Origin of the sequence: Faecalibacterium prausnitzii, from assembly GCF_049532945.1 — a bacterium.
GTDB lineage: Bacteria > Bacillota > Clostridia > Oscillospirales > Ruminococcaceae > Faecalibacterium > Faecalibacterium prausnitzii_N.
This window is the reverse complement of the sequence record NZ_CP186691.1, coordinates 232,022-257,492: the sequence shown is the minus strand read 5'-3', so window position 1 is coordinate 257,492 and position 25,471 is coordinate 232,022. Positions and strand designations below refer to the sequence as shown.

The 25,471-nt window shown below is 58.6% G+C and carries 20 protein-coding genes and 1 tRNA gene; 13 read left to right on the top strand and 8 right to left on the bottom strand.

The genetic code is table 11. The features are described from left to right. Positions 1-50: 50 nt before the first annotated feature. Positions 51-920, bottom strand: a complete 870-nt coding sequence (locus ACNQFG_RS01200) for a patatin family protein (RefSeq protein ID WP_423405708.1) — start codon at positions 918-920, stop codon at positions 51-53. A gap of 65 nt (positions 921-985) precedes the next feature. On the opposite strand from ACNQFG_RS01200, the gene ACNQFG_RS01195 reads away from it, so the two are divergent. Beyond that, positions 986-1,156: a hypothetical protein gene (locus ACNQFG_RS01195; protein ID WP_423405707.1), complete on the top strand. Its 171-nt coding sequence runs from the start codon at positions 986-988 to the stop codon at positions 1,154-1,156. 40 nt (positions 1,157-1,196) lie between these two features. On the opposite strand, the gene ACNQFG_RS01190 is transcribed toward ACNQFG_RS01195, so the two are convergent. Further along, a tRNA-Ile gene (locus ACNQFG_RS01190) sits at positions 1,197-1,273 on the bottom strand. 82 nt (positions 1,274-1,355) lie between these two features. Beyond that, on the bottom strand, positions 1,356-1,775 hold the full coding sequence (locus ACNQFG_RS01185; protein ID WP_423405706.1) for a hypothetical protein: 420 nt from the start codon (positions 1,773-1,775) through the stop codon (positions 1,356-1,358). Positions 1,776-1,910: 135 nt separating this feature from the next. Between ACNQFG_RS01185 and ACNQFG_RS01180 the strand changes: the two genes are divergently transcribed. The 6 genes from ACNQFG_RS01180 (at position 1,911) to ACNQFG_RS01155 (ending at position 7,385) form a co-directional block, all read left to right on the top strand. Next, on the top strand, positions 1,911-2,405 hold the full coding sequence (locus tag ACNQFG_RS01180) for a conjugal transfer protein TraD (protein WP_423405705.1): 495 nt from the start codon (positions 1,911-1,913) through the stop codon (positions 2,403-2,405). Beyond that, positions 2,402-3,685, top strand: a complete 1,284-nt coding sequence (locus tag ACNQFG_RS01175; RefSeq protein WP_423405704.1) for a glycoside hydrolase family 10 protein — start codon at positions 2,402-2,404, stop codon at positions 3,683-3,685. Before ACNQFG_RS01180 ends, ACNQFG_RS01175 begins: the two co-directional genes overlap by 4 nt. Positions 3,686-3,779: 94 nt before the next feature. Next, positions 3,780-4,325 carry a hypothetical protein gene (locus ACNQFG_RS01170; RefSeq protein WP_097791546.1) on the top strand — a complete coding sequence of 182 codons (546 nt, stop codon included), beginning with the start codon at positions 3,780-3,782 and terminating at the stop codon, positions 4,323-4,325. After that, on the top strand, positions 4,322-5,251 hold the full coding sequence (locus tag ACNQFG_RS01165; protein ID WP_423405703.1) for a DMT family transporter: 930 nt from the start codon (positions 4,322-4,324) through the stop codon (positions 5,249-5,251). Before ACNQFG_RS01170 ends, ACNQFG_RS01165 begins: the two co-directional genes overlap by 4 nt. After that, on the top strand, positions 5,227-5,784 hold the full coding sequence (locus ACNQFG_RS01160) for a M48 family metallopeptidase (RefSeq protein ID WP_423405702.1): 558 nt from the start codon (positions 5,227-5,229) through the stop codon (positions 5,782-5,784). The genes ACNQFG_RS01165 and ACNQFG_RS01160 overlap by 25 nt, the downstream gene beginning before the upstream one ends. A 110-nt stretch (positions 5,785-5,894) precedes the next feature. Beyond that, on the top strand, positions 5,895-7,385 hold the full coding sequence (locus tag ACNQFG_RS01155; protein WP_423405701.1) for a lipopolysaccharide biosynthesis protein: 1,491 nt from the start codon (positions 5,895-5,897) through the stop codon (positions 7,383-7,385). Positions 7,386-7,464: 79 nt separating this feature from the next. Here the strand turns inward: ACNQFG_RS01155 and ACNQFG_RS01150 are convergent, their stop codons facing one another. The 4 genes from ACNQFG_RS01150 to ACNQFG_RS01135 all read right to left on the bottom strand — a co-directional run bounded on the left by ACNQFG_RS01150 (position 7,465) and on the right by ACNQFG_RS01135 (position 13,628). Continuing rightward, complete coding sequence (locus ACNQFG_RS01150; protein WP_423405700.1) at positions 7,465-8,583, bottom strand: foldase; 1,119 nt, start codon at positions 8,581-8,583, stop codon at positions 7,465-7,467. Between the two features lie 54 nt (positions 8,584-8,637). Continuing rightward, positions 8,638-12,096 carry a transcription-repair coupling factor gene (mfd, locus tag ACNQFG_RS01145; RefSeq protein WP_423405699.1) on the bottom strand — a complete coding sequence of 1,153 codons (3,459 nt, stop codon included), beginning with the start codon at positions 12,094-12,096 and terminating at the stop codon, positions 8,638-8,640. A gap of 30 nt (positions 12,097-12,126) precedes the next feature. Continuing rightward, positions 12,127-12,705 carry an aminoacyl-tRNA hydrolase gene (gene pth / locus ACNQFG_RS01140; RefSeq protein ID WP_423405698.1) on the bottom strand — a complete coding sequence of 193 codons (579 nt, stop codon included), beginning with the start codon at positions 12,703-12,705 and terminating at the stop codon, positions 12,127-12,129. 167 nt (positions 12,706-12,872) lie between these two features. After that, positions 12,873-13,628 (bottom strand): UDP-N-acetylglucosamine diphosphorylase, encoded by a 756-nt coding sequence (locus ACNQFG_RS01135; protein WP_423405697.1) that lies wholly within the window; start codon positions 13,626-13,628, stop codon positions 12,873-12,875. 373 nt (positions 13,629-14,001) lie between these two features. Here ACNQFG_RS01135 and ppdK point away from each other — a divergent pair, with 373 nt between their 5' ends. Together ppdK and ACNQFG_RS01125 are read left to right on the top strand one after the other, a co-directional pair. After that, positions 14,002-16,668, top strand: a complete 2,667-nt coding sequence (gene ppdK / locus ACNQFG_RS01130) for a pyruvate, phosphate dikinase (RefSeq protein ID WP_298638711.1) — start codon at positions 14,002-14,004, stop codon at positions 16,666-16,668. A gap of 245 nt (positions 16,669-16,913) precedes the next feature. Further along, a complete protein-coding gene (locus tag ACNQFG_RS01125; RefSeq protein WP_423405696.1) occupies positions 16,914-18,497 on the top strand; it encodes a C69 family dipeptidase in 1,584 nt (527 codons plus the stop codon). A gap of 111 nt (positions 18,498-18,608) precedes the next feature. Here the strand turns inward: ACNQFG_RS01125 and ACNQFG_RS01120 are convergent, their stop codons facing one another. Beyond that, a complete protein-coding gene (locus tag ACNQFG_RS01120; protein WP_423405695.1) occupies positions 18,609-19,769 on the bottom strand; it encodes a helix-turn-helix transcriptional regulator in 1,161 nt (386 codons plus the stop codon). A 173-nt stretch (positions 19,770-19,942) separates the two neighbouring features. On the opposite strand from ACNQFG_RS01120, the gene ACNQFG_RS01115 reads away from it, so the two are divergent. The 4 genes from ACNQFG_RS01115 (at position 19,943) to casA (ending at position 25,465) form a co-directional block, all read left to right on the top strand. Beyond that, a complete protein-coding gene (locus tag ACNQFG_RS01115) occupies positions 19,943-20,461 on the top strand; it encodes a hypothetical protein (RefSeq protein WP_423405694.1) in 519 nt (172 codons plus the stop codon). 10 nt (positions 20,462-20,471) lie between these two features. Then, positions 20,472-20,696, top strand: coding sequence for a hypothetical protein (locus ACNQFG_RS01110; RefSeq protein WP_128118643.1), 225 nt, complete (start codon positions 20,472-20,474; stop codon positions 20,694-20,696). Between the two features lie 463 nt (positions 20,697-21,159). Then, a complete protein-coding gene (gene cas3 / locus ACNQFG_RS01105; protein ID WP_423405693.1) occupies positions 21,160-23,844 on the top strand; it encodes a CRISPR-associated helicase Cas3' in 2,685 nt (894 codons plus the stop codon). Then, on the top strand, positions 23,831-25,465 hold the full coding sequence (casA, locus tag ACNQFG_RS01100) for a type I-E CRISPR-associated protein Cse1/CasA (RefSeq protein ID WP_423405692.1): 1,635 nt from the start codon (positions 23,831-23,833) through the stop codon (positions 25,463-25,465). The genes cas3 and casA overlap by 14 nt, the downstream gene beginning before the upstream one ends. The last annotated feature ends 6 nt before the right edge of the window (positions 25,466-25,471 follow it).

Here is a 25,471-nt window from a genome sequence, read left to right as displayed (position 1 = left end):
TTATAATGTCCGGGGCGGATATTGTCAAGGAAAGTGAACGGGGTTCATCTCTAGGTGCCCACCGATTCATCTTGTTTGGTGTTTTGCATCCACCGCACCAGCGCTTCGGCGTCCTGTTTGCCTTTGGCGTACATTTTTTCAAGGCAGGCGCGGTTCTTGGTCAGGGTGGACATTCCCTCGGTGCTGTCCGGAGCGATGATGCAGACAAGGCCCTGTCGCTCCAGCTCCCGCGCCCGCTGGACAGCCGTGTTGTACCGCCATGCCCGGCGGCGCAGCCCCTCGGCTGCAGCGGGGTAATGCGACTGCAGCAGGTGTGCCAGATGCTCGTCCCGGGCATCACTACTCACCAGCCCGATGGGCTTGGTCAGGATGAGAGCCACCCGGTCGCAGCCGTGGGCAAAGGCCCATTCCAGCGGGACGGGGTCGGCCAGGCCGCCATCAAAATAAGGCACGCCGTCGATGACGCAGGGCTGGTCGATGACCGGGATGCAGCAGGACGCCATGAGGACGCGGTAGTCGTCCGGGTGGAGGTCTGCCTTGGTGAAATACTGCGCCTCGCCGTTCTGTGCATTAGCGGCCACCACGCAGAGCTCTGCCGGGCTGCGGGCAAGCGCCGCGTAATCCAGCGGATTCTCGCCGCCTGCATTGCTGAGGGTGCCGTAGACATAGCCCAGATCGAGATAGGAGTGATTGCGGATGAGGTTGTGCACGCTCATGTACTCCCTGCGGAAGGAGTATTCATCGTAAAAGGGCTTGTTCCGCCCATGCTGGCCTGCCAGATAGGACGTCATATTGGCGCTGCCCGCCGAAACGCCGATGCAGAGATCGAAGCGGAGGTCCTCCTCCAGGCAGCGGTCCAGCACGCCAGCGCCGTAAATGCCCCGCAGGCCGCCACCCACATCGATGACACCGTATTTCATGATCTGTTCCTCCATCGTTTAATTCCATTTCCCTCCCAGTATAACGGGACGGCGGGAAATACTCATTGAGCAAACGGCGGGATCTGATGCAATTTGCGGCAGAAAGCAGGATCTGCCGCAATGGGGGAGAAGCCGGACGCGCTCAGCCCAGCACGACCCTTGCAATCTACACGCAGGTCTATGACAAGCGGCGCAAAGAGATTCGCAGCCAGATGAGCAAAGAACTGTATGAATGAGCAAAAAAGAAGCACGAAGGCCGGAACCTTCGTGCTTTTTTGGTGGGCCAGCCAGGACTTGAACCCGGGACCAAGCGGTTATGAGCCGCCAGCTCTGACCAACTGAGCTACTAGCCCGCAGAGGCACCCGGCGAAAAAGCAGGGCGCAACAGATAGTATAGCAAAAAAATGCGAAAATGAAAAGCGTTTTCGGACAAAATTATTTTGTGCGGTGGGCCTGGAGCTTCTGCATCATAAAGGTGTCCAGCATTTCCTGCGGGAACAGCGGCTCCTTGTAGCCAAAGGCTTCGCGGATGAAGATCAGGGTCACTACGGTCTGACGACCGGGGTCCAGTCGGAGGGTATACAGGGTGTCCAGCGGCTGCTGGGTGGGCTGGTGCAGGGTGAGATGCAGCAGAAAGCCGCCGTCCTTTTCCCGGCGGCACTCGTACACGAACTCGTCGGCATCCCTGTGCTCGTCCAGCCGGTCGAAGCACTCGTCCAGCGGCAGGTCGGTGCGGAACTCCGAAAGGCCGGCGGGGCCGTACTGGCTGCGGCGGTTATTCTCGCGCCGGGTGAGCAGCAGAACGATGGCGCCCAGCGCCACCGCCAGCAGGATGATGGAAATGACAGCGTTCATGGAGCCCTCCTGAATGGCTTTTTTGATCAGAGTTTTTCTTATTGTAACACAACCCGCAGGAAATTGTGTTATAATATTGGAAAAATTCTAAAATTTGCGGTCGCCCATGCCGTCTCATGGGCGGGGAGGCTCACAATGAAACTGAAATTCACCCACAAGACCTGGTACTTTTTCCTGCTGGCGGCAGCGGCAATGTCCATGCTGGGCGGCTTTGCCGTGCTGGGCGGCATGGACTTCTCCTTTTTGGAGATGGCGGCATTCTGCATCACCGGCATCACCCTGCTGTTTCTGGCGGCGGAAAAAGGTAGCCCAGCCAAAGACAAGCGCAATTACTTCGGCCTCTTTGTGGTGCTGATGCTCAGCTACATGGGCCGGGGCTGGGCGGCATACATCTGCTCGGCGCTGGTCTGGCCCGGCCTGCTGGGCTACGAATACCAGAAGGGCAGACCCATTCAGCGGCAGCTGCAGCTGGTGGGCGCGGCAGAGGTGCTCCACCTGCTCTTTGTTCTGCTGACGGTCTACGGCGGCATGGCGGGCCTGAGCTTCTGGGCGAACCTGCTCTGGGTGCTGCTGGCCTGCGCCCGGGGCTGGGCAGCGCTGAGCCTGTATAAGATGCAGGAGGACGCATGAGCCCGCAGCGGCGCGCACCGCGCAGGAAGAAAAAGATCGGCCGCCGACGGTTCCTGGCGGGGCTGGGCTGTGCCGCCGGAGCGTATTTTCTGTACCGTTCTGTCCGGAACGTAGAAAAAATAGACCCGCCCGCAGTGCTGCAGCCGGATGAGACGCCGAACCCGGCCCTGCCCTCCGGTGAGTGGCGGGCCGTATGGGTGAGCTATCTGGAATGGGCGCGGATGGATTTTTCGTCCGAGGCAGCGTTCCGGGCGGACATCGTCGCGCTGATGGACAACTGCGCCGCTCTGGGGCTGAACACGGTGCTTGCGCAGGTGCGGCCCTTCGGGGATGCACTTTACAAAAGCCAGCTGTTCCCGTGGAGCCACCTGTGCACCGGCGTGCAGGGGCAGGACCCCGGTTTTGACCCGCTGGATGTGCTCATCACCGAGGCACACGCGCGGGGGCTTTCGCTGGAAGCCTGGATCAACCCATACCGGCTGAAAAGCTCTGCGGCCATGCCGCCCAGCATTGGGGAGACGAATCTGATGCACACCCATCCGGAGTGGTGCTGCACGGTGGGCGAGGGGGTCTACCTGAATCCGGCCATCCCGGAGGCCGCCGCGTATGTGGTGCAGGGCGTGGCCGAGCTTTTGCAAAACTACGCGGTGGACGGCATCCACTTTGACGATTATTTTTACCCTACGACCGAAGCCTCTCTCGACGCGGCGCAGTTTGCGGCCAGCGGTGAGAAGGATCTGGCATCCTGGCGGCAGCAGAACGTGACGAGCCTGGTCAAGGCTGCGCACGATGCCGTGAAGGCAGCAGACCCGACGCTGCGCTTTGGCATCAGTCCGCAGGGGAATCCGGAGAACGATCTTGCCACCCAGTACAGCGACATCTACACCTGGCTGACGGCCAGCGGGGCCGACGCCGTGGTGGATTATCTCTGCCCGCAGATCTACTGGGGCTATGGCTACACGCTGCAGAGCGGCAGCACCCGCTTTGCCTTTGAGAACATCGTGCCCGCGTGGCTGGGCATGGCCCGCGCCGGGGATGTGGCGCTGTATTTCGGGCTGGGGGCCTACCGCATCGGCGTGGGGGACGGCGGGGCCAACGCCGACAGCACGAGCCAGTGGGCCACCGGTTCCGCGCTGGCCCGGCAGACGGCCGATCTGCGCAGCCGGGGCGCGCAGGGCTGGGCGCTCTACCGGTACGATTCGCTCTTCGGCCCGGCCCGGAACGACCTTGCCGCCGCCGAATGCGCGGCCCTGACAGCACAGAATGGGGAAACGCGCTGAAGTGTCTTGTATGCAGGAAAAAAATGCGGTATACTATATCTGTATCATGCCTTGCAAAAGTACACTTTTCTGCGATTTTTGAGGATAAAAAACCATGAAGAAAACAAAACGGATCTTTGCCTTTGCGCTGGCGCTGCTTCTGGCTGCGCTGATGCTCACCGGCTGCAAAAGCACACTGACGTCCATCGCCCACAAGCTGACCGGCGCGTCGGACGAGGTACAGGAGGAGGACACCACCCAGTGGGCGGCCCCCAGCAGCGACCCGCTGATGATCGAGGGCATCGCCGACACCTCCGCCAAATACGCCACGGCTGTGGCCAACGGCTCGCTGAACATTGTCTTCAACGGCATCTGGAGCCGCCAGACCGATTACTTCACCGCGCCGAACGGGCTGCTCTCCGTCTACGGCTGCGGCACGGCGGAGGGTGTGCAGAAGTTCAAGATCTCGCTGTGGAAGAAGGTCGATGGCGGCGCACAGTATGTGGACAACACCACCTATTACTTCGTCACCGACGGCCAGAACTACCACTGCGACATCGGCAATCTGGACCCCAACGCCAGCTACCGGCTGACCATCTCCTATGACTCCAGCAAGTACTACCTGTACGGCCTGCTGAAGGTGGAGGGGATCGGCGGATGAATACACAGACTCGGCATTCCCTGATGCTGATGCTCTGCGCCCTGATTTGGGGCACGGCCTTTGTGGCCCAGAGCGCCGGTTCCGGCATGGGAGCCTACAGCTTTCTGGCCGGGCGCAGCTGGCTGGCCGTGTTGGTGCTCCTGCCCACCGTTTACGCCTTTGACGCCCTTCGCCGCCGCCGGGGCGAACCCACCGGCAGGCCGCAGACCGCTGCCGACCGCAAAACGCTGGGAACAGCGGGCTTTGTGTGCGGCACCCTTCTGTTTGCGGCCAGCGCGGCCCAGCAGATCGGCATCACGCTGAACCCTTCCACGGCCAAGGCCGCGTTCCTGACGGCGATGTACGTCGTGATGGTGCCGGTGTTCGGACTGTTCGTGGGGCGGCGGGGCAGTGCCCGGCTCTGGCTGAGCATGGTCATCGCCGTGGGCGGGCTGTATCTGCTCTGCATGAAGAATGGCTTTGGCGGCATCGAATCCAGCGACTGGGTCCTGCTGAGCTGTGCGGTGCTGTTCAGCTTCCAGATCATTGCGGTGGACCACTTTTCCCCGCAGGTGGACGGCGTGCGGCTGAGTCTGGTGCAGTTCGTTGTGGTGGCGGTGGAGAGCACCGCCGCCGCTTTCCTGTTTGAGACGCCCACCCTCGCCGAGTTCGGCACCAACTGGCTGCCCATCGTCTACTGCGGTGTGCTGTCCAGCGGCGTCGGCTATACGCTGCAGATTCTGGGGCAGAAAGAGCTGAACCCCGCCATTGCCAGCCTGATCATGTGTCTGGAAAGCGTGTTCAGTGCGCTGGGCGGCTGGCTGCTGCTGCACCAGAACCTTTCTGCCCGGGAAGTCTTTGGCTGCGTGCTGATCTTTGCTGCCGTGGTGCTGGCTCAGCTGCCGGTGGAGGAGTGGCAGAAATGCCGAAGCGCAAGCCGGAAGTGACCCTGCGCACGGCGGGCGGCATCCTCTACAAGGCCACCCGCCGGAAGGTGAAGAACCTGAACATTCGGGTGCATCCGGACGGCACCGTGGCCGTCAGCATCCCGTTCCGCTCCTCGTGGGAGGAGGCCGACCGCTTTGTGCTGCGGCATCGGGACTGGGTGCAGGAGGCGCAGAGGGACCTGGCCGACCGCGAGGCCCGCACCTACTGGCGGCCCCTGCCCGAAAAGGACGTGGCGCTGGCCTATTTTACGGCCATGAGCGATAAGGTCTACCCGGCCTTTGCCGGAGTGCTGGGCGGGCACAAGCCCATCCTGAAGGTGCGGAGCATGACGAGCCGCTGGGGCGTCTGCACACCGGGCAAGCGGCAGATCACGCTGGCATTGGAACTTTACAACATGCCCGAAGCGGCGCAGATCTATGTGGTAGTGCATGAGTACTGCCACTTTCTTGTGCTGGATCACAGCCCGAAGTTCTGGGCGGAAGTGGAAAAGATCCTCCCGGACTGGAAGGCCCGGCGGGAGCTGCTGAAATAACCCTCGCAGTTTCGTATGAGTGGAGGGGGAACGCATCAGAGAATCGCCCTGCGGGCTCCAGAACAAGCGGGCCCTGCGCACAGGGGCGGATAGTACAGGAGTTGAAAAACGTGGCAAACGAAAAAAGCTCCGGCGGCGACAAGTATTCCAAGCTGGCCGGAAATACCATCATTTTTGCGATCTCAAGTTTTTCGTCAAAGCTGCTCACCCTGATCGTCCAGCCGTTCCTGACCTATGCAATGGCGGAGATCTCCGATCTGGGCCTTTCCAAGATCCTGAGCCAGTACGCGAACCTGCTCATCCCGTTCGTGTCCATGGGCATGTCCAACGCCATCATCCGCTTTGGTCTGGACAAGGGCAACAGCGAAAAACAGGTGTTCACCAACGGCCTGCTGACCATTCTGGGCGGCTTTGGCATTCTGGTGCTGTGCTGGCCCATTGCGCAGTTTCTGCCCGATATGGCACAGTACGGCCTGCTCATTTACATCTATGTGCTCATGAGCTGCCTGCGCACCCTGTGCACCCAGTTCGTGCGCAGCCGCCAGTGGAACAAGCTGGTGGCCGTGGACGGCGTGCTGTGCACCGTAGCCACTATGGCTTTCTACGTGCTGTATCTGGTGGGCTTCAAGTGGGGTGCCAACGGCTACCTGCTGGCCATCATCAGCGGCGACCTTTCCAGTGTGCTGTTCCTGATGTTCACCGGCAAGCTGTGGAACTATGTGGAGCTGAAGGGCATCAACAAGGATCTGTGGAAGCAGATGCTGCGCTTCTCGCTGCCCATGATCCCGGCACAGATCAGCTTCTGGATCATCAACGCATCCGACCTGTTCTTTGTGCGTGAGATGTGCAACGGTCTGGACGGCCGCGACGGCAATGCATGGAGCGGTCTGCTTTCCACCGGCTATTTCCTGCCCACCATCCTTACTACGCTGGGCCTGATCTTCTACGATGCATGGCAGCTTTCCGCTGTGACCGAGGAAGAGGGCCGCGCAAAGTTCTTTACCAAAATTTTCCGAACCTATTCCAGTGTGCTGTTCTGCTGCGCAGCCGGTATCATCTGGCTGTGCCGCCCGGTGATGCACGTGATGAAGTCCAACTACTACTATGCATGGCACTTTGTGCCGTTCCTTGTGCTGGCTTCCACCTGCAGCTGCTTCAACCAGTTCATGAACAGCGTGTATGTCGTCAACAAGAAATCCAGCCACAGCCTGTGGACCATGCTCTCCGGTGCTGTGAGCAACTGCATCATGAACTACTTCTTCATCAAGTGGTGGGGGCCTGTGGGCGCTACCTATGCGTCCTTCCTGGGATTGGGTCTGGTGTTCACCCTCCGTGCGCTGGATGCCCATCACATGATCGGAATGTCCATCCATCCGGTGCGGGTGGCGGTCAACTTCGGCGTGTTGGCGGCGGAAGCCTTTGTCCTGCTGGCGGATGTACCGCTCTACGGCCTGTGGACCGGACTCGTCACCGCAGCGGTCATCCTGTACAACTTTGCCGGTGTGTGGGCCATGGCCCGCATGCTGCTGCCCAGGCTCTTCGGCCGCCGCGGCCGGGCGCTCGTGAGCGCCGTGGACGGCTGGGCCGGTCATCGCAAGTGACCACCGCCGGTAGAAAAGCATAAAACAAAGGCGTCTGCATCGACCGGGTGCAGACGCCTTTGTTCGTTTCAGGGGATGGTCAGTTCGAGCTTGCGGCCGCGATCTTCTGGGCCGGGAGCTTCCCCATGGCGGAGCTGTCCAGGCTGTGCTGCATGGAGGCACCATAGGCAGCCAGCGCATCCTGCAGCTCATCGCTCTTCAGGTCGGCCAGGACTTGTGCGCGGACATCGTCCAGCGCTGCCCCGTCCAGCGGGTCGAGACGGACGGCCAGCATCATGGAGAGGGAGGAATACTGCACGGCGGCGGCCTGACCGAAGGACAGGCTGCGGATGGTGTCTGCAGAGCCTTCGGTGGAGAACGCCGAGTCGAGGGTGCTGCTGCTCAGCAGCTCGGTCTGCAGGGAGGCGGTGCCGTCGGTGGGGACGGTGGAGTCCAGCACGGCGTAAATGCCGCTCAGGGCCGCAGAGGACACCTCATTGAAGGCGGTGAACTGGCTGACCGCATCTGCCGGAGCGGAGGCGTTGTAGCTGTCCACAGCAGCCTGTGCCAGGCGGAGCATCGTGTCCTTCTGGTCGTCATCGGCGAAGGCATAAGTGCTGGAGTTGTAGAGCGGGATGCTGTAATAGGCCAGCTTGTACATCTTGTTCTCCAGATGGCTGGCCAGGTCGGCGTCGGAAACCGGGGTCTCGCCGTTGGTGCCGTACACGAGGTCGAGCAGGTCGGTGCTCTTGAGCAGGATGCGCTCGAAGCGCTGCAGCGTCTCCAGACCGATGCCGTTGGCCTTGTAGGTGTCGCCATACTGGTCCATCAGCTGGGAAGCGTAGCTGTCGGCCTGAGCCTCCTCGGCTTCGGTCAGCTGGCCGCCCAGCTCGTCGAAGCGGGTCTCGACGGCGGCGTACAGCTCCAGATTCTCCTGGGTCTTCTGGGCGACATAGTCGCTGACGGCTGCGCTCTCGCCGGAGTCCGCGTCGGTGGTGATGGTCTCCTTCAGGAAGCTCTTGACGTTGGTGGAATCCTGGTCGGAGGAAGCGAGCTTTGCGGCGGACTGGTAGGCGTTGTACTGCGCCAGCAGATAGAGGCCGGAGGAGATCTCCACATTGCCGATGGAGCCGACCGTGTCCGGCGTGGAAAGGACGCAGCCGGCCAGACCGAAGGCCAGTGCCGCCGCGCAGAGAAGGGCAAGAAGTTTGTGTTTCATAAAAGTGTGCTCCTGATGTTTTGTGTTACGACCTCTCCGGCATCGCGGAGGGGGTTATTTTGTTCCTAAAATCTCTGCCATCGCCTTGAGGATGCTTTGCAGCAGCTCCAGCGGCTTTTCGTCGGGCTGCAGCGTGACCGAGAGATAGGGCCGGTTGCCTGCACCGGCGGTGACGCGGCCGTTGAAGGCTACCAGCAGGCCCCGGATCATGGGCAGATCCAGACTTTCCAGCTGCAGGGTGAGGGTGTCCTTTTTCTGGGTCACTTCGGTCACGCCCACAGTGCTGGCCTGCACGCGTACCAGCGACACGTTCACCAGATCGCTCACCGAGGGCGGCGGGTCTCCGTAGCGGTCGATGAGCTCGTCCAGCACATCGGCGGCATCCTCTGCCGTCTGGATGGCGGCAATGCGCTTATAAGCTTCAATGCGGCCCGGGCCGTCTGCGATATATTTCTCCGGGATGAAGGCATCCACCCGCAGGTCCACAAGGCATTCGCTCTTGTCCCGCCGGATAGGTTCGCCCTTGGCCCGGGCGATGGCCTGCCCCAGCATCTTCACGTAGAGGTCGTAGCCCACGGCCTCCATGTGGCCGTGCTGGCTGTGACCCAGAAGACTGCCTGCACCCCGGATCTGCAGATCCCGCATGGCGATGCGGAAGCCGGAGCCGAAGGCCGTGAACTCCCGGATAGCGGAGAGCCGCTTCTGGGCGATATCGGTCAGGGTCTTGTCCCGCCGGAAGGTGAAGTAGGCATAGGCCTTGCGGCCGGAGCGGCCCACCCGGCCTCTGATCTGGTACAGCTGGGCAAGGCCCATGCGGTCAGCGTCCTCGATGATGAGGGTGTTGCAGTTGCGCACATCGATGCCGGTCTCGATAAGGGTGGTGCACACCAGAATATCGATCTCGCCGTTCAGCAGATGCTGCCACACGGGGTTCAACTCTTCCTCGGTCATCTTGCCGTGAGCAATGCCGATGCGTGCGCCGGGCACCAGCTTGCTCACATGGGCGGCGCAGGCTTCGATGTTGTCCACCCGGTTGTGCAGGTAGTACACCTGCCCGCCCCGGGCAAGCTCCTTCTTCATGGCTTCGGCAAGGATCACGTCGTTGTATTCCAGCACAAAGGTCTCCACGGGCTGCCGCTCGATGGGCGGCTGCTCGATGGTGGAAAGGTCCCGGATTCCGCTCATGGCCATGTTCAGCGTGCGGGGGATGGGGGTAGCCGACAGGGTGAGCATGTCCACCCCGATGAAGTTCTCCTTGAGCTTTTCTTTGTGCTTCACACCGAAGCGCTGCTCCTCGTCGATGATGACAAGGCCGAGGTCATGGAACTTCACGTCCTTGGACAGCAGCCGGTGGGTGCCCACCACGATGTCCACACTGCCCGACTGTAGGCCCCGGAGGGTCTCCTTCTGCTGTTTTGCGGTGCGGAAGCGGGACATCATCTCCACCTTTACGGGAAAAGCTTCCATGCGGGAGAGGATGGTGTTGTAGTGCTGCCACGCCAGCAGGGTGGTGGGGGCAAGGATGGCGCACTGCTTGCCGCCCATCACGCACTTGAAGGCGGCGCGCAGGGCCACTTCGGTCTTGCCCACGCCCACGTCGCCGCACAGCAGGCGGTCCATGGGCCAGCCCTTTTCCATGTCCTGCTTGATCTCGGCGGTGGCGTTCAGCTGGTCGTCGGTCTCGTCGTAGTCAAAGCGGGTCTCAAAGTCCCGCTGCCAGTCGCCGTCCGGCGGGAAGGCGTAGCCCGTGGCCTGACGGCGGCGGGCGTAGAGCTCGATCAGTTCCTGCGCCATTTCCTCGGTGGCTTTTTTTACCTTGGCGCGGGTGCGCTGCCACTCGGCACCGCCCAGCTTTGCCAGCTTTACCTTTTCCTCGTCGCCGGGGGCGGTGTAGCGGCTCAGCAGGTCCAGCTGGGTCACCGGTACATACAGCACATCCGAGCCGGAGTACTGCACCTTCAGGTAATCTTTCGTGGCACCCTGCACTTCCAGCCGCTGGATGCCCGCATACATGCCGATGCCGTGGCTCTGGTGCACCACATAGTCCCCGGGCTTGATGTCCGAAAGGCTGGAAAGGGCGTTCTTGTTCTTTTTGCGCTTTTTGGTCTCGGCGGCTTCGTCCAGACCATGCCGCCGGGACGAGATGACCGCCATCCGGGCGAACGGAAAGGTGCACCCAGCGGTCAGATGGCCCGGCAGCACCTGTACGATGCCTTTTGTGGGCCGCACATCCCGGCTCATGCTCACGGAGTAGCCCTTGTCGGCAAGGTCGCGGGTGAGGGCGGCGGCACCCTTGGGCGTTCCGGAAAACAGGGTGACGGCATAGCCCTGCGCAATGAGCGGGTCAAGGTCTTCTCGCAGGGAGACAAGGTCGCCGTTCCAGTTGGGGGCGGCAAAGGCCTCGGCGTTGATGAGGTCTTTCAGCTTAAATTCGTTCATGCCGCGCAGGAAGTTCTCGCACAGCAGGGTGCTCTGCTTCTGGGCGGCAGCGGCAAGGTCGTCCATGGTCTGGTAGAGTACATCCAGCCCGGGGCAGAGCACACCCTCTTCCAACAGGCCGGTCAGCTCTTCGCTGCGGCGGAACTCGGTGGCCTTCTGGGCATCCCGGATGCCGCCCACCTCGTCCAGAATGAACAGCGGTGTGTCCAGATGATCCAGCAGGGTGGCCGGGCTCGGATAGCGCAGGCCGTAGTATTTATCCATGGCTTCCGGCATCAGGCCGGAGTCCAGCTGAGCAAGGTCGGCTTCCATGGCCTTTTCCAGTGCGGTGCGGTGCCGGCCGCGTGCCTTTTTGATGGCGGCACGCAGGGCCTCGGCAGTCTCGGCGGTATCGCCGAACAGCACCTCGCGGGCAGGGGAAAGATAGATCTTTTCCAGTGCGCTGTCCCGCCGCTGGGTGAGCAGGTCGAAGGAAGAAATGGAATCGATCTCGTCGTCCCAGTACTCCACGCGGGCAGGCTGGCGCATATCCGGCGCATAGATATCCACGATATCGCCGCGCACACTGAACTGTCCCGGGCCGTCCACCTGACTGCGCCGCACATACCCGGCGGCGAACAGCCGGGCCACAAGACCCTCGCGGTTGTACACCATGCCGGGTTTGAGGGTAAGAGTGTTCTTCTGGAACTCCACGCGGGGGACGGTGTATTGCAGCAGGGCCTCTGCCGGGACGCAGACCGCGTTCAGCCGCCCGCCTGCAAGGGAGCCCAGCACCGAAAGGCGGCGGTACTCATACTCGCGGCCCGCGCCCTCCACGGGGCGCAGCATAAAGTCCCGGGGCGGGAACACCGCAGCGGCAAGCCCCAGTGCCTTGAGGTCGTCCGCAAAGTGGGTGGCCTCGGCCTCGCCGGGGGTCACGATGCACAGCACCCGGCCAAGGTCTTTCTGCATGGCGGCGTACAGCAGGGCACGGCCTGCGGGCGGCAGACCGAACAGCGCCGCCGGGCCGGGCGTGGCAAGGCTCGCAGAAATCTTCTGGTACTCTGCCGTATGCTTCAGCAGGGATTCGTACATCGTGGACCTCCTCTCGTTTACAGCATCCGATTACCCGTTGTAGCGGCTCTGTGCCAGACTCAGCTTGCCGTCCATGATGAGCTTTGCGGCGGCTTCCAGATCAGGGTAGCGGCCGCTCAGAGCCTTGGCATCCTCTGCCGGGAACTTGCCCAGCACCCACGCGGCAAGGTCGTAGTCCGGGTGGGGCTTGGCACCCACGCCGATGCGGATGCGGGGAAAGTTCTCCCCGCCCAAGCGGGCGATGATGCTCTTCAGGCCATTATGTCCGCCTGCGGAGCCGGAGGGCCGGATGCGCAGCTTGCCGGGGTTCTGGGTGATATCGTCGCACAGAACGATGACGTGGTCGGCAGGGATCTTGAAAAAGCCCGCCGTGGGGGCGATGGAGTCGCCCGAAAGGTTCATGTAGGTCAGGGGCTTGAGCAGCACCACCTTGTGGCCGTCCACTTCGCCCTGACCCCACAGGCCTTCAAATTTGGTTTTGCTGACCGAAATGCCCCACTTGTCGGCCAGATAGTCCAGCGCGGCATAGCCCGCATTGTGGCGGGTGCCGTCGTATTTTGTTTCCGGGTTGCCAAGACCGGCGATCAGCCAGATGTCATTTGTATTCATGAGTGTTATATTTTCCTTTTTGTGATAAATTGTCCGATGCAAGTCCTAAGTATAACATACGCGCGTGCAAAAAGATATACATTATAAGCGAAAAAGATGCACCTGCAAACAAAAACCGCCGCGCAGGGCCATCCTGTGCAGCGGTCTGTACGCGAAAAACGGACAGCTTACTTGCTCTGCTCGTCTTCCAGCTTCTTTTTTTTGGCAATGTAGGCTTCCATCTTGGGCTCTGCCCAGCCCTCCAGATTGGTCTGGCGCTCCCGGGCGATGCCCAGCGCCTGTGCGGGCACGTCCTTGGTGATGGTGCTGCCGGCGGCGGTGTAGGCACCATCGCCCACCTTCACGGGGGCTACAAGGTTCGTGTTGCAGCCGATGAAGCAGTAATCGCCGATCTGGGTGCGGAACTTATCCTTGCCGTCGTAGTTGCAGGTGACGGTGCCGCAGCCGAAGTTGCAGTACTTGCCCACATCGCTGTCGCCGATGTAGGTCAGGTGGCTCACCGTGTTGCCCCGGGCAAAGTTGGAGTTCTTGGTTTCTACATAGGCACCCAGATGCACGCCGTAGTCAGTGACGGTGTTCACCCGCACATGGGTGAAGGGGCCGATGTTGTTGTGAGGGCCGATGTGGCTGCTGTATACCTGACTGGCGTTGACGGTGCTGCCCTCGTCTACGATGCTGTCCTCAATGTGGGTGTTGGGGCCGATGATGCAGCCCGCACCGATGACCGTTCTGCCGCGCAGGATGGTGCCGGACAGGATGGTGGCACCGGGCGCGATGACGACGCCCTCGTCGATCTCTACGGTGCGGCTGTCGATGATCACGCCGTTGGCGAGGTGGTACAGCAGGATATCCTCCCGCTTTGCCTCAGCGGCGGCCAGCCTGGCGCGGGCAGCCTCACGTGCAGGATTAGAAATGGATTCCATGAATGATCCCTCCTTGGAACTGGATCGAAATTGATTGGGGGAGAGGAGAAATTGCGGAAGATCCCCGGAGGGCTGTCCGCAACAAAACTCATTGGATAGAAAGATGTATCCAACAGGCGGAAAAATGGCTCCAGAAAACAAAAACCTCTCGAAATCTTTCCCATTCTATATTACTCAAAAACTCAGTAAAATGCAAGGGATTGCACAAAAATTATCAAACAAATTCGGGATTTTGCATGGTGGAAAGGAATGGATTTTCTGGTATAATAGTTTAGCATTCACAAACAATGTTCATCGTATCAGTAATTGTGAGCAAACGATGAGACCGCCGGGACATCTGGACCGGGGGCCACGAATGGGAGGTAAACAACGCATGAGCAAAAAGTATCTGTACTACTTCAGCGAAGGCAATGATGCTTTCGGCGGCGACAAAGTCACCATGAAGAATACTCTGGGCGGCAAGGGTGCTGGTCTGGCAGAAATGACCGCAGCCGGTATGCCGGTGCCGCAGGGTTTCACCATCACCACCGACGCCTGCACCCAGTATTATGCAGACGGCCGTCAGATCAATGACGAGATCACTGCTGATATCTTTGAGCACCTCAAGGGTCTGGAAGAGATCACCGGCAAGAAGTTCGGCGATAACCAGAACCCCCTGCTGGTCTCCGTCCGTTCCGGCGCACGTCAGTCCATGCCCGGCATGATGGACACCATCCTGAACCTGGGCCTGAACGACGAGGCTGTTGAAGGTCTGGCAAAGAAGACCGGCAACGCCCGTTTTGCATACGACTGCTACCGCCGCTTTGTGCAGATGTTCGCGGACGTCGTTATGATGGTCCCGAAGAGCCTGTTCGAGGTCGAGATCGACAAGATGAAGGAAGCCAAGGGCGTCAAGAACGACGTGGACCTGACTGCTGATGACCTGAAGGAACTGGTCGGCACCTTCAAGAAGATCTACGAGGAGAACGAAGGCCGTCCCTTCCCGCAGGATCCCCGCGATCAGCTGATCGAGGCTGTCAAGGCCGTCTTCCGCAGCTGGGACAACCCCCGTGCAAATGTCTATCGTAAGATGAACGAGATCCCTTACGAGTGGGGCACCGCTGTCAACGTTCAGCAGATGGCATTCGGCAACTCTGGCGACCGCTCCGGCACCGGCGTTGCATTCACCCGTGACCCCGCCACCGGCGCTAAGAAGCTGATGGGCGAGTACCTGATCAATGCACAGGGCGAGGACGTTGTTGCCGGCGTGCGCACTCCTTCTCCCATCAGCCACCTGAAGGATCAGATGCCTGAGGTGTACGATCAGTTCGTTGAGATCGCAACCCGTCTGGAGAACTACTTCCGCGATATGCAGGATATGGAGTTCACCATCGAGGACGGCCATCTGTACATGCTGCAGACCCGTAACGGCAAGCGTACCGCTCAGGCTGCTCTGCAGATCGCATGTGATCTGGTGGACGAGGGCATGATCACCGAGCAGGAAGCTGTCCTGCGCGTGGAGCCCAAGCAGCTGGATACCCTGCTGCATCCCCAGTTCGACGCCGCTGCCCTGAAGGCCGCCGAGGTCGTCGGCAAGGGTCTGGCAGCTTCTCCCGGTTCTGCCTGCGGCCAGATCGTCTTTACTGCTGAAGAGGCAGAGGAGATGGTCAAGTCCGGCAAGATGAAGAAGGTCGTTCTGGTCCGTCTGGAGACCAGCCCCGAGGATATCGTGGGCATGCAGGTCTCTCAGGGCATCCTGACCGTCCGCGGCGGCATGACCAGCCACGCAGCCGTTGTTGCCCGTGGTATGGGCACCTGCTGTGTCTCCGGCTGCGGCAATGACAACGAGGTCAAGATCGACGAGGAAGCAAAGACCTTCGAGATCAATGGCCACAAGTTCGCCGAGGGCGACTGGATCTCCATCGATGGTTCTACCGGCAACATCTACGGCGAGCAGGTCGCTACCGTGGCCGCTACCGGCAATAAGAACTTCAACCGCTTCATGGGCTGGGCAGACGCTGCTCGTCAGCTGCTGGTCATGACCAACGCTGATAACCCGCGCGACGCACAGCAGGCAGTGGATCTGGGTGCTGAGGGCATCGGCCTGTGCCGTACCGAGCACATGTTCTTCGCTGAGGACCGCATCAAGGCTGTGCGTGAGATGATCTGCGCACGTACCGTGGAAGAGCGCGAAGCTGCTCTGGCCAAGGTCGAGCCGTTCCAGCAGGGTGACTTCGAGGCCATGTACCGCATCATGGGTGAGCGCCCGATGACCATTCGTTATCTGGATCCGCCTCTGCACGAGTTCCTGCCCACCAAGGACGAGGACATCAAGGAGCTGGCTGCCGATATGGGCATGACCTTTGATGACCTGAAGAACGTGGTTACTTCTCTGCACGAGTTCAACCCCATGATGGGCCACCGTGGCTGCCGTCTGGCTGTTACCTACCCTGAGATCGCAGCCATGCAGACCCGCGCTGTGATCAAGGCTGCTCTGAACGTCTCTGCTGAAACCGGCCATGTGATCACCCCGCACATCATGATCCCGCTGGTCGGCGAGGTCAAGGAGCTGAAGTTCGTCAAGGACGTTGTGGTCAAGGTCGCAGACGAGCTGATCGCTGCTGCAGGCGTTGAGATGAAGTATCAGGTCGGTACCATGATCGAAATCCCCCGTGCAGCCCTGACTGCCGGCGAGATCGCCAAGGAAGCCGAGTTCTTCAGCTTCGGCACCAACGACCTGACCCAGATGACCTTCGGCTTCAGCCGTGATGATGCCGCCAAGTTCCTGGGCGCATACTACGAGAACAAGATCTACGAGAGCGATCCGTTCCAGCATCTGGATCAGATCGGCGTTGGCAAGCTGGTCAAGATGGCTGCCCACGACGGCCGCGAGACCCGTCCCGATCTGGGTCTGGGCATCTGCGGCGAGCACGGCGGCGATCCCACGAGCGTGGAGTTCTGCCACAATGTCGGTCTGGACTACGTCAGCTGCTCTCCCTTCCGTGTGCCTATCGCACGTCTGGCCGCTGCTCAGGCTGCTATCAAGAATCCCCGCAAGTAATTGCGTGAGGGCTTGAGAGAGCACCAATAAAGTATATGAACCGTCCCGGTTTTCGTAACAGGAAGCCGGGGCGGTTTTTTGCGCTCACGGAGGGGCAGATGAAAAACGCGGTATGAATATATACTATATAAAAATGAATATATGCTAAAATTTCGGGAAAATACTTGCATTTTCATTAAAATGGGTGTATTATGACACCTGCCGACGAAATGCCGACAATCAACAAGAGAGGGATCGATACTATTATGTCTTTGAAGAAGAAAATTGCTGCGGCTTTCATCGCCTGTGCGATGACGCTTGCCGTGGTTCCTTCCGCCTTCGCCTGCACGGCACTCTATGTCGGCAGCGACCTCACCGAGGATGGCACCACCATGTTTGGCCGGATCGAGGATCTGGGCACCAACGATTACAACAAGCTGTTCAACATCAGCCCCGCCGGGAAGCACACCGCGGGCGAGGTGTACGAGGGCTGCTACGGCTTTACCTACACCTTCACCCACGACAGCTACCGCTACACCGCCCGCCGGGACGACAACGGTCTGGGTGTCTGCCCGGACTGCGACAGCACCCACGAGCACACCCCCTATGAGGAGGCTGGTACCAACGAGAAGGGCGTCATGGTCTCTGCCACCGAGTCTCTCTACGGCACCGACGCCGTGCTGAGCGTAGACCCCTATGTGGACAACGGCATTGAGGAAGCCGAGATCACCACGGTGCTGCTGAGCGAAGCTTCCACGGCCCGCGAGGGTGTTGCCCTGCTGACCTCCATCTACGACAACGCCGGTGCAGCCGGCGGCTCCGGCGTGTTCATTGCCGACCAGAACGAGACCTGGTTCGTGGAGAACCTGACGGGCCACACCTACCTTGCCCTGAAGCTCTCCTCCAGCGTGGTCTTCATGCAGCCCAACATCGCCGCTATGGGCAAGATCGATCTGGATGACACCGACCATGTGGTGGCCTCTGCCAACCTGATCTCCGTGGCCCAGAAGGCCGGTACCTTTGTGGGCGACGCCGCTGCCAATGTCATCGACCTGGATGCCTCCTACAACGGCGACATCGCATCGGACCGCATGGCAGCCGGCCTGAACTACCTGTACGGCACCGACACCTTTACGAAGGACAACTACAGCGAGACCGACTTTGCGATCAGCAACGTCGGCGAGAACGGTGCCATCGTCCCGGTCTACTCCAATATCCAGCTGACCAAGAAGTTCTCGGTGGAGGATTCTATCCACTTCTTTCAGACCGAGCCCATCGGCAAGACGGGCAATGTGGAGACTCATCTGTTCCAGGTGAGCGCCACCGGCGATCTGAACACCGCCATTACCGAGTGGACCGCTTTTGACGACGACGTGTACAACGCCTTTGTCCCTTACTATCCGATGCTGACCACCGACACTGCAGATGTCTACAAGGTCTCGGTCCATAAGGTCACCCGTTCCGACGAGCAGCCCACCGAGGGCGTCTGGTATCAGGATGCCAAGGGCCGCTACTACACCTACCCGGACGACTGGACCGACTCCTTCTACGGCGTGCGTGACGCCCTCTCCAACCTGCTGACCTACGGCAGCAATGGCAATCAGGTTACCGCAAAGGATCAGGCTGCAGCCAAGGCCAGCTACGCCGCGCTCCAGCAGGAGATCATGGCCGACTACGCCGATATGAAGGCCGCCGTTGCCGCCGCCGACACGCTTGAGGCCAAGCAGGCTGCCGCCACCAACGCCAGCAATGCCATGAGCCAGAAGGTGTACAACACCACCCTGAAGATGTACAATAAGCTCCAGGCCAAGACGACCGCCCGGGCATGGGTCAGCTCCCTGCTGCACTGAGGCTTTGCAGCGCCTGAGGCGTTTCCCATAAAACCGCAGCGCCCCCGGTTTCCATGACAGGAAGCTGGGGGCGCTTTTTATATTGTGGATTATCAATGAATTGATTCCCAGTTACGCATCATCCGTCTCGGACAGGGATCTCTTAATGTCGCACTCAATTTTTGCAAGTGGAAGTTGAATCATTGATATGTTCTTGAAGTTGATCAGAGTCTCGACTTCATCGCAGGCCTCAATCGTTACAATGCTATTATCAAGTAATTCGCCCATTTCATAAATTTGCTGCACAGCAGTGGCTAAAGAGTCCGAGACATCGTAAGACAAAGAGAGGTGCTGAATTCGACCATTCGAGAATATAATAGTGGCGGTGTTCAGTTTAGAAGCGAACGCTTCAGAATCGATTTTACAAATATCAATAATGTGGTCGATGGCCCCTACTAGTAATGCAGAAAGATCGTAGTGGGAAGGAGTGTCTCCGACGTCTTTGTATGCCATATAATCATCAAACGCTTCATACACGACTGCCGGAATTTCGCCCTCACTTACAGTGCTGTCCCAATCCATGTCAACAGGAGAGTCGCAGGCCTCATCAAGAAGTACCAGCTCTTCAATTTTATCGCAGTTGATCAGCAAAAGAGAGTTGTCCATACAAGGAATGGCCATATATTTTTCAGTGCTATTTTTATAAACTAGCTGCCGGGTATAGGACGTTATCGGAAACCACAAATATTTTGGCTGACCTTGGACTAAGATGCCTAAGTGTCCCCAAAATCCACCGGGAGACTGGATTGTTGTTGGATCGTTTTTGACAAAGTAATCCATGCTGCTGACCGGAGTTTGAAAATAACCGTCGCCCAGTACACCAGTTACTCCGGTTCCAAGGCAATAGGCGACATCTCGCAGTTCTGCGAGGGGGACATCTTCGCCAGCTTCAATTTTTTGCAGTTCATCAATGGAAAGTCCACATCGTTGGCTCAATTGTTGAAGATCGAGGTGGAGTGCATCACGCAACGTTTTAGAGTCAGTGAAAGGGTTGGCGATGCCACCCATCAGTTCACTGGGCGTGAGGGAAAGAAATGCAAGCAGCTTAGAAATGTGCTTTTCAAAATTGGTTTTGTTGGTTACTTCGCCATTTAAGAGTTTATCAAGTGTTGGGCGAGAGATACCTGCACCAGTGCATACATTGCTTTTAGTATATTTGTGACTGCCAATGATTTGGTTTAGCTTGCATCCTACTACATCACGGGAATTAAACAAATCATTCATGTCATACATGGCTATCGCCTCCTTTAATGCAGGTATACGTCGATTCCCCAAATTTGTCGATATTTATTTTACATATTTACACAAAAATATTTGAAAAGAGTGGAACGGTGACTGGTTGAAAATTTAAGAGCGACTGAGTATAATAAGACTATAAAATGCTTTATTCAGGAAAAGAGGTCTGTATGGCAAAGTTTGTACCATTTATTATAAAAACAGACGGCAGTCAGAATATCAGTGTGAAAATCGTGCGCATGAGAAAGTCTGATGCGGTACAGACTGAAAAAGAACCCGTCTGGCAAACAAGCTGGTTGTCAGATTATATTCAGGATGATGCCTTTGAAAAGTATGCCTTAAAGACGAGTAATGGCGAATTGGTTGCGCTGGCTGCATACGAAATATTGGAAAATGACGTGATGGTCCATATTACCTACATTGAGAGCCAGCCGGAAAGCAATCCGACAATTGTCGGGCATTCTAAAAAGTATCAGGGCATTGGCCGGGTGTTGATTGCGTACGGAATCAAGCTGTCGATTGACCATGAATGCGGCGGGACCGTCACGTTCGAGGCAAAGGTTCCGGAGCTGGCAGAGCATTATGTCCGGGACTATGGAGCTTGTCCATTGCCGAGTTTTGGTGGAGCACCGCGTTATGAACTTTCTGGTGAGGCGGCAATGAACATCTTTGTAACTTACTTGAAATGAGGTGTGTTTGATGAGTGCAAAAGAATATTTTCAGCGTGATGCAGAGCGAGAGACATTTTATCGCACATTTTATCAAATTTGCAGACGCTTTAATGTCACATGGTCAACAGCAACGCCGGAAGTCCGAGCTTTTATTGAGGAAGTTACCCGTGTGACTTATGAACAGGAAAAAGCAAAGCGTAACGGAGTTTCTCTTAGTACAGTGAAGCCGTTCTTTGGAGATACAGCGTGTTAAAGAAACGGCATATCACTGTTCCGAACGCTCTGTAATTTTGCCACCCGTGCAGGCTGCCATCAAGAACCCCCGCAAGTAATTGCGTAAGGGCCTGAACCGACACAAATAACGCAAACGAACCGCCCCGGTTTCCGCAATGGAAGCCGGGGCGGTTTTTTATACAAAAAAGAAATCGTTTTTTTTTGTAGCTTTGATGAATTGGCGCAGAGTCATTGACAGCAGAAGGGCAGAAGCGTATCTTTGAAACAGAAAACGGAACCGGGCTATAAATAGCAGGTTTCTTTACCTTGCGAGGACACTTTCGTTTTGATGAGGCACGACCCGGTGTGCCGCTTTTTTTCATTTGCGGAGATAAAATACAAAAAGTACGGATTATAGTACACATTATCTGTTATGCTCGGTACATGGAAGGCACACCGGAAAAGGAGCAAAAATGCGAAGGACGTTGAATAAAACAAGGTTTTTGGCCGGTAAAACGGACCCGGAAAATACCAGCCTGTGGCTGCCGCTCTGGATGCATCTGTGGGATACGGCGGGCATCATGGAGCGGCTAGTCCGGCAGTGGCTCCCCGAAAGCGTAAAACGGGCCATGGGCTTTGATCGCGAGGAAGCGTTGCTCGCGCATGCCCGGTTTTTGGGTGGAATCCATGATATAGGCAAGGCTACGGTAGCCTTTCAGGCAAATATCCTGCGCACCCTGCCGGAGGCGAGGCAGCGGCTGGAAACGTTGACGCCGCTGGACTGTCCTGAACAGAACCGCCGGGAGTCGCCGCATGCCCGGGCGGGCGAGGCAGTCCTGCTGTGGGATGACTGCCCCGGCGGGATCGCCTCCATTGTGGGGGCGCACCACGGCAAGCCACAGAGCTGCGCGGCGGTCGATGATCAGTTAGAGGGTTGGGAGAGCAACTACTACCCCAAGGGACAGAAAAAGGTCTGGGAGGACTTCTGGACAGAACTGCTCATGACTGTTTTGCAGGACTGTGGCTTTGACGACACAGCGGAGTTGGATGATCTGAATCCGCAGGAGGAAGTGCTTCTGACCGGACTTCTGATCATGGCAGACTGGATCGCCAGCAATACGGAATACTTTCCCCTGATCCCGGTAGAGGAGTTGGGCAGCATGGAGGATTACCCGGCGCGGGTGGACAGGGCTTGGGAAAAGCTGGCGCTGCCCTTCCCGTGGGAGGCACAGCCGGGCATCGCAGACCCGCAGGAGTTTGCGGTGCGGTTCGGCTTTGCGCCCAATGCGGTGCAGAGGGCTGTTCTGGAGGCTGTGGATACCGCAGCAGAACCGGGCATCCTGATTTTGGAAGCACAGATGGGCGTGGGTAAAACCGAGGCGGCGCTGGCCGCTGCGGAGGTCATGGCCAGCCGGTTCGGGCTGGGTGGTGTCTTTTTCGGGCTGCCCACACAGGCCACGGCAAACGGCATCTTTCCCCGGCTGCTTGGCTGGGCAGACACACAGTCTGAGGAGACGCTGCCGCAGGCTATAAAGCTGGCACACGGCATGGCAGAACTGAACGAGTGCTATCTGCGGCTGCAGGGGCGCGGGGTGCAGTTGGAGGAGGACGCGCAGGAAGCGCATCAGGTGCAGGTACACCAGTGGTTTCGGGGAAACAAGCAGGCACTGCTGGCAAACTTTGTGATTGGCACAGTGGATCAGTTGCTGCTGGCGGCACTTGCCCAGAAGCACGTTATGCTGCGGCATCTGGGGCTTGCGGGCAAGGTGGTCATTATTGACGAGTGCCACGCCTACGATACCTACATGAACTGCTATCTGGACCGCGCACTGGAATGGCTGGGTTGGTACAAGGTGCCGGTCATCCTGCTGTCAGCCACCCTGCCTGCCCGGCGGCGCGCGGAACTGGTCGAGGCTTACCAGCAGAAAAAGGCTGTCCCGGACGCCCCATGGAAGACCAGCTGCGGTTATCCGCTGTTGACATGGACGGACGGCGCAGAGGTAAAGCAGACGGCCATACCACCAGACGCACCCGGTAAAACGGTGCAGCTGACCACGCTCACAGAGCCGGAGCTACCCGCGCTGCTGCGCCGGAAGCTGGCAGAGGGCGGCTGCGCGGGAGTGATCGTCAACACGGTCAAAAAAGCGCAGAAGATCGCGCAGCTGCTGCGGGAAAGCCTGCCGGACAAAGAGGTGCAGCTGTTCCATGCGCAGTTCCTGATGCCGGACCGCGCAGCGCGGGAAAACCAGCTGATGGCACGCATTGGCAAGGGCTCTGCACCGGAGCGCCGGAACGACCTGATCGTGGTGGGCACGCAGGTGATGGAGCAGTCGCTGGACATTGATCTGGATGTTCTTGTTACAGAGCTTTGCCCCATGGATCTGCTGTTGCAGCGCATCGGACGGTTGCACCGTCACCGCCGCAGCCGCCCCGCCCCATTGCAGCAGGCCTGCTGCGCGGTGCTGGACACCGGGGAAGATGCCTTTGATGCGGGCAGCGAGGCGGTATATGGACAGTGGTTGCTCTGGCGCACCCGGAAGTTTCTGCCCCGGAGCATCCGGCTGCCGGAGGAAATCTCTCCGCTGGTGCAGCAGGTCTACGGCTGGGAGCGGGAAGCTCCCGGTGGAGCGCAGGGGGAGGAAATGCGCTGCGTATATGAGCAGACGCAGGAGAAAAAGAAAGCGCGCGCCGAGGCGTACCTTGTGCCGCAGCCGGAAACGCACCGGCTGGCGCAGTTGAATACGCTGGACGACTGGATGCAGAACGAGGGTGCCCGCTCCGACCCGGCGGCGCGGGCAGCAGTGCGGGACGGCGACCCCTCGGTAGAGGTGCTTGTAATGCAGCGCCGGGCAGACGGAAGCATCCACTTTCTGCCGTGGCAGGAGGGTGGCAGCGCCGTAGCTGCCGACAGCCCGCCCCCGCCGGAAACGGCACTGAAGATTGCCCGGCAGAAGCTGCGGCTCCCGGCGGTGTTCGGCAAAGCGTGGAAGGTGGATAGGGTCATCCGGGAGTTGGAAGCGGATAACCGCAGCCGCCTTGCGGCGTGGCAGCTGTCGCCGCTGCTGCACGGAGAACTGATCCTGCTGCTGGATGAAAACCTGACTGCCCGGCTTGCGGGCATGGAACTTTGTTATGACCGTGAAAACGGCCTGACCTACCAAAAGGAGGAAACGGATGAAGGAAATTGAATTCAACCTGCTGACCGAACCGTGGATACGGGTGCGGCTGCGGGACAACACGGTGCGGGAGGTGTCCCTGACCGAGGCGCTGGTGTCGGCGCAGGATTATGTGGACCTTGCGGGCGAGATGCCCACCCAGAACGCCGCCGTGCTGCGGCTGTTGCTGGCGGTGCTATTCACCGTGTTCTCCCGGGTGGATGCAAAGGGAAAACCCCAACCGCTGGCACAGAGCGATGATGCACTGGAGCGCTGGAGCGAGCTGTGGCAGCTTGGGCATTTCCCGGCAGAGCCTGTCCGGGACTATCTGGAGCAGTGGAAGGACCGCTTCTGGCTGTTCCACCCGACACACCCCTTCTGGCAGGTGCCGACCCTTAGCAATGGCATTGCGTTTGACGGAAAAAAGTTGAACGGGGAACGAGCGGAAAGCGGTAATAAAACGCCGCTATTTCAGAACATTTCAAAAGCAGAATGTGCGGTACTCACCTATGCACAGGCAACTCGATGGCTGATTTATCAAAATGGATACGATGAACGCGGCGGCCGCCCGAAGGCTGGCAATAAGCCAAGGCATGGTGTTGGTTGGCTGGGGCAGATTGGGTTTGTGGCTGTTAAGGGGAAAAATCTGTACGAAACGCTGCTGCGGAACATGGCGTTTTCAACGGAGCCAGATGCTCTGCGGGAAAAGCAAATGCCTTGCTGGGAGCGGGAGCATGCCAGGACAGAACAGAGCGTTGAGATCGTGATGCCGAAAAATCAGGCAGAACTTTTGACCCTGCAATCCAGACGCATTTTGCTGATACGCTCGGAAGAAATGCCCGGTGTAGTCGGGTATGAGGTGTTGGGAGGAGACTATTGGGACAGCGAAAATGCGTTTGGCGAGCAAATGACTCTTTGGCGCAGAACATCGAAGGAAAATGAAAAGGTGACCTATGAACCGCAACAGCATGAGATGGGAAAGCAGCTGTGGCGAGAACTTCCCGCCATGCTGGACCCGGAGGGCCGTAAACCGGGTGTTCTGATATGGAATCAGAAGCTGCAAAGTCTGCGAATCCTGAGCAAAAAAGAACAAATCGTGATTAGTGTGGTCGGAATACGATATGACGATCAGGGAGCATCTGTTAAGGATGTGTATACTGACCAGTTGGAAATGCAACTTGCAACGTTAAACGATCTTGGCCGAAAATGGACGGTACGTATAAACCGGGAAGTACAGCGCTGTGAAGAAACTGCCAAAAACATTGGCACACTGTGCGTGGAACTGAAGCTTGCCGGGGGATTGGACTACAATAAAGTGAAAGGGTTCAAGGATAAGCAAAAGGTAACGGAGGACTCCCGTGCACAATTCTACTTTGCAGTGGATCAGCCTTTTCGGCAGTGGCTGCAGGCGATCGACCCGGAGCAGGACGACCCGGATGAGGCAGCGCTGCGCTGGCAGGCGCAGGCGCGAAACATCGCGGAAAAGCTGGGAAAACAGATGGTGATGGAGGCCGGAAATGCCGCCCTGAAGGGACACCGCATTGTGGTGGATAAGGATAAAAAGACCGAGCGCACCATCCTGTATACCTCGCCAAAGGCCTATAATCGTTTCCGCACAAGGCTTTGGGAGATCTATCCCAAAACAGAACCATAAAGGGGG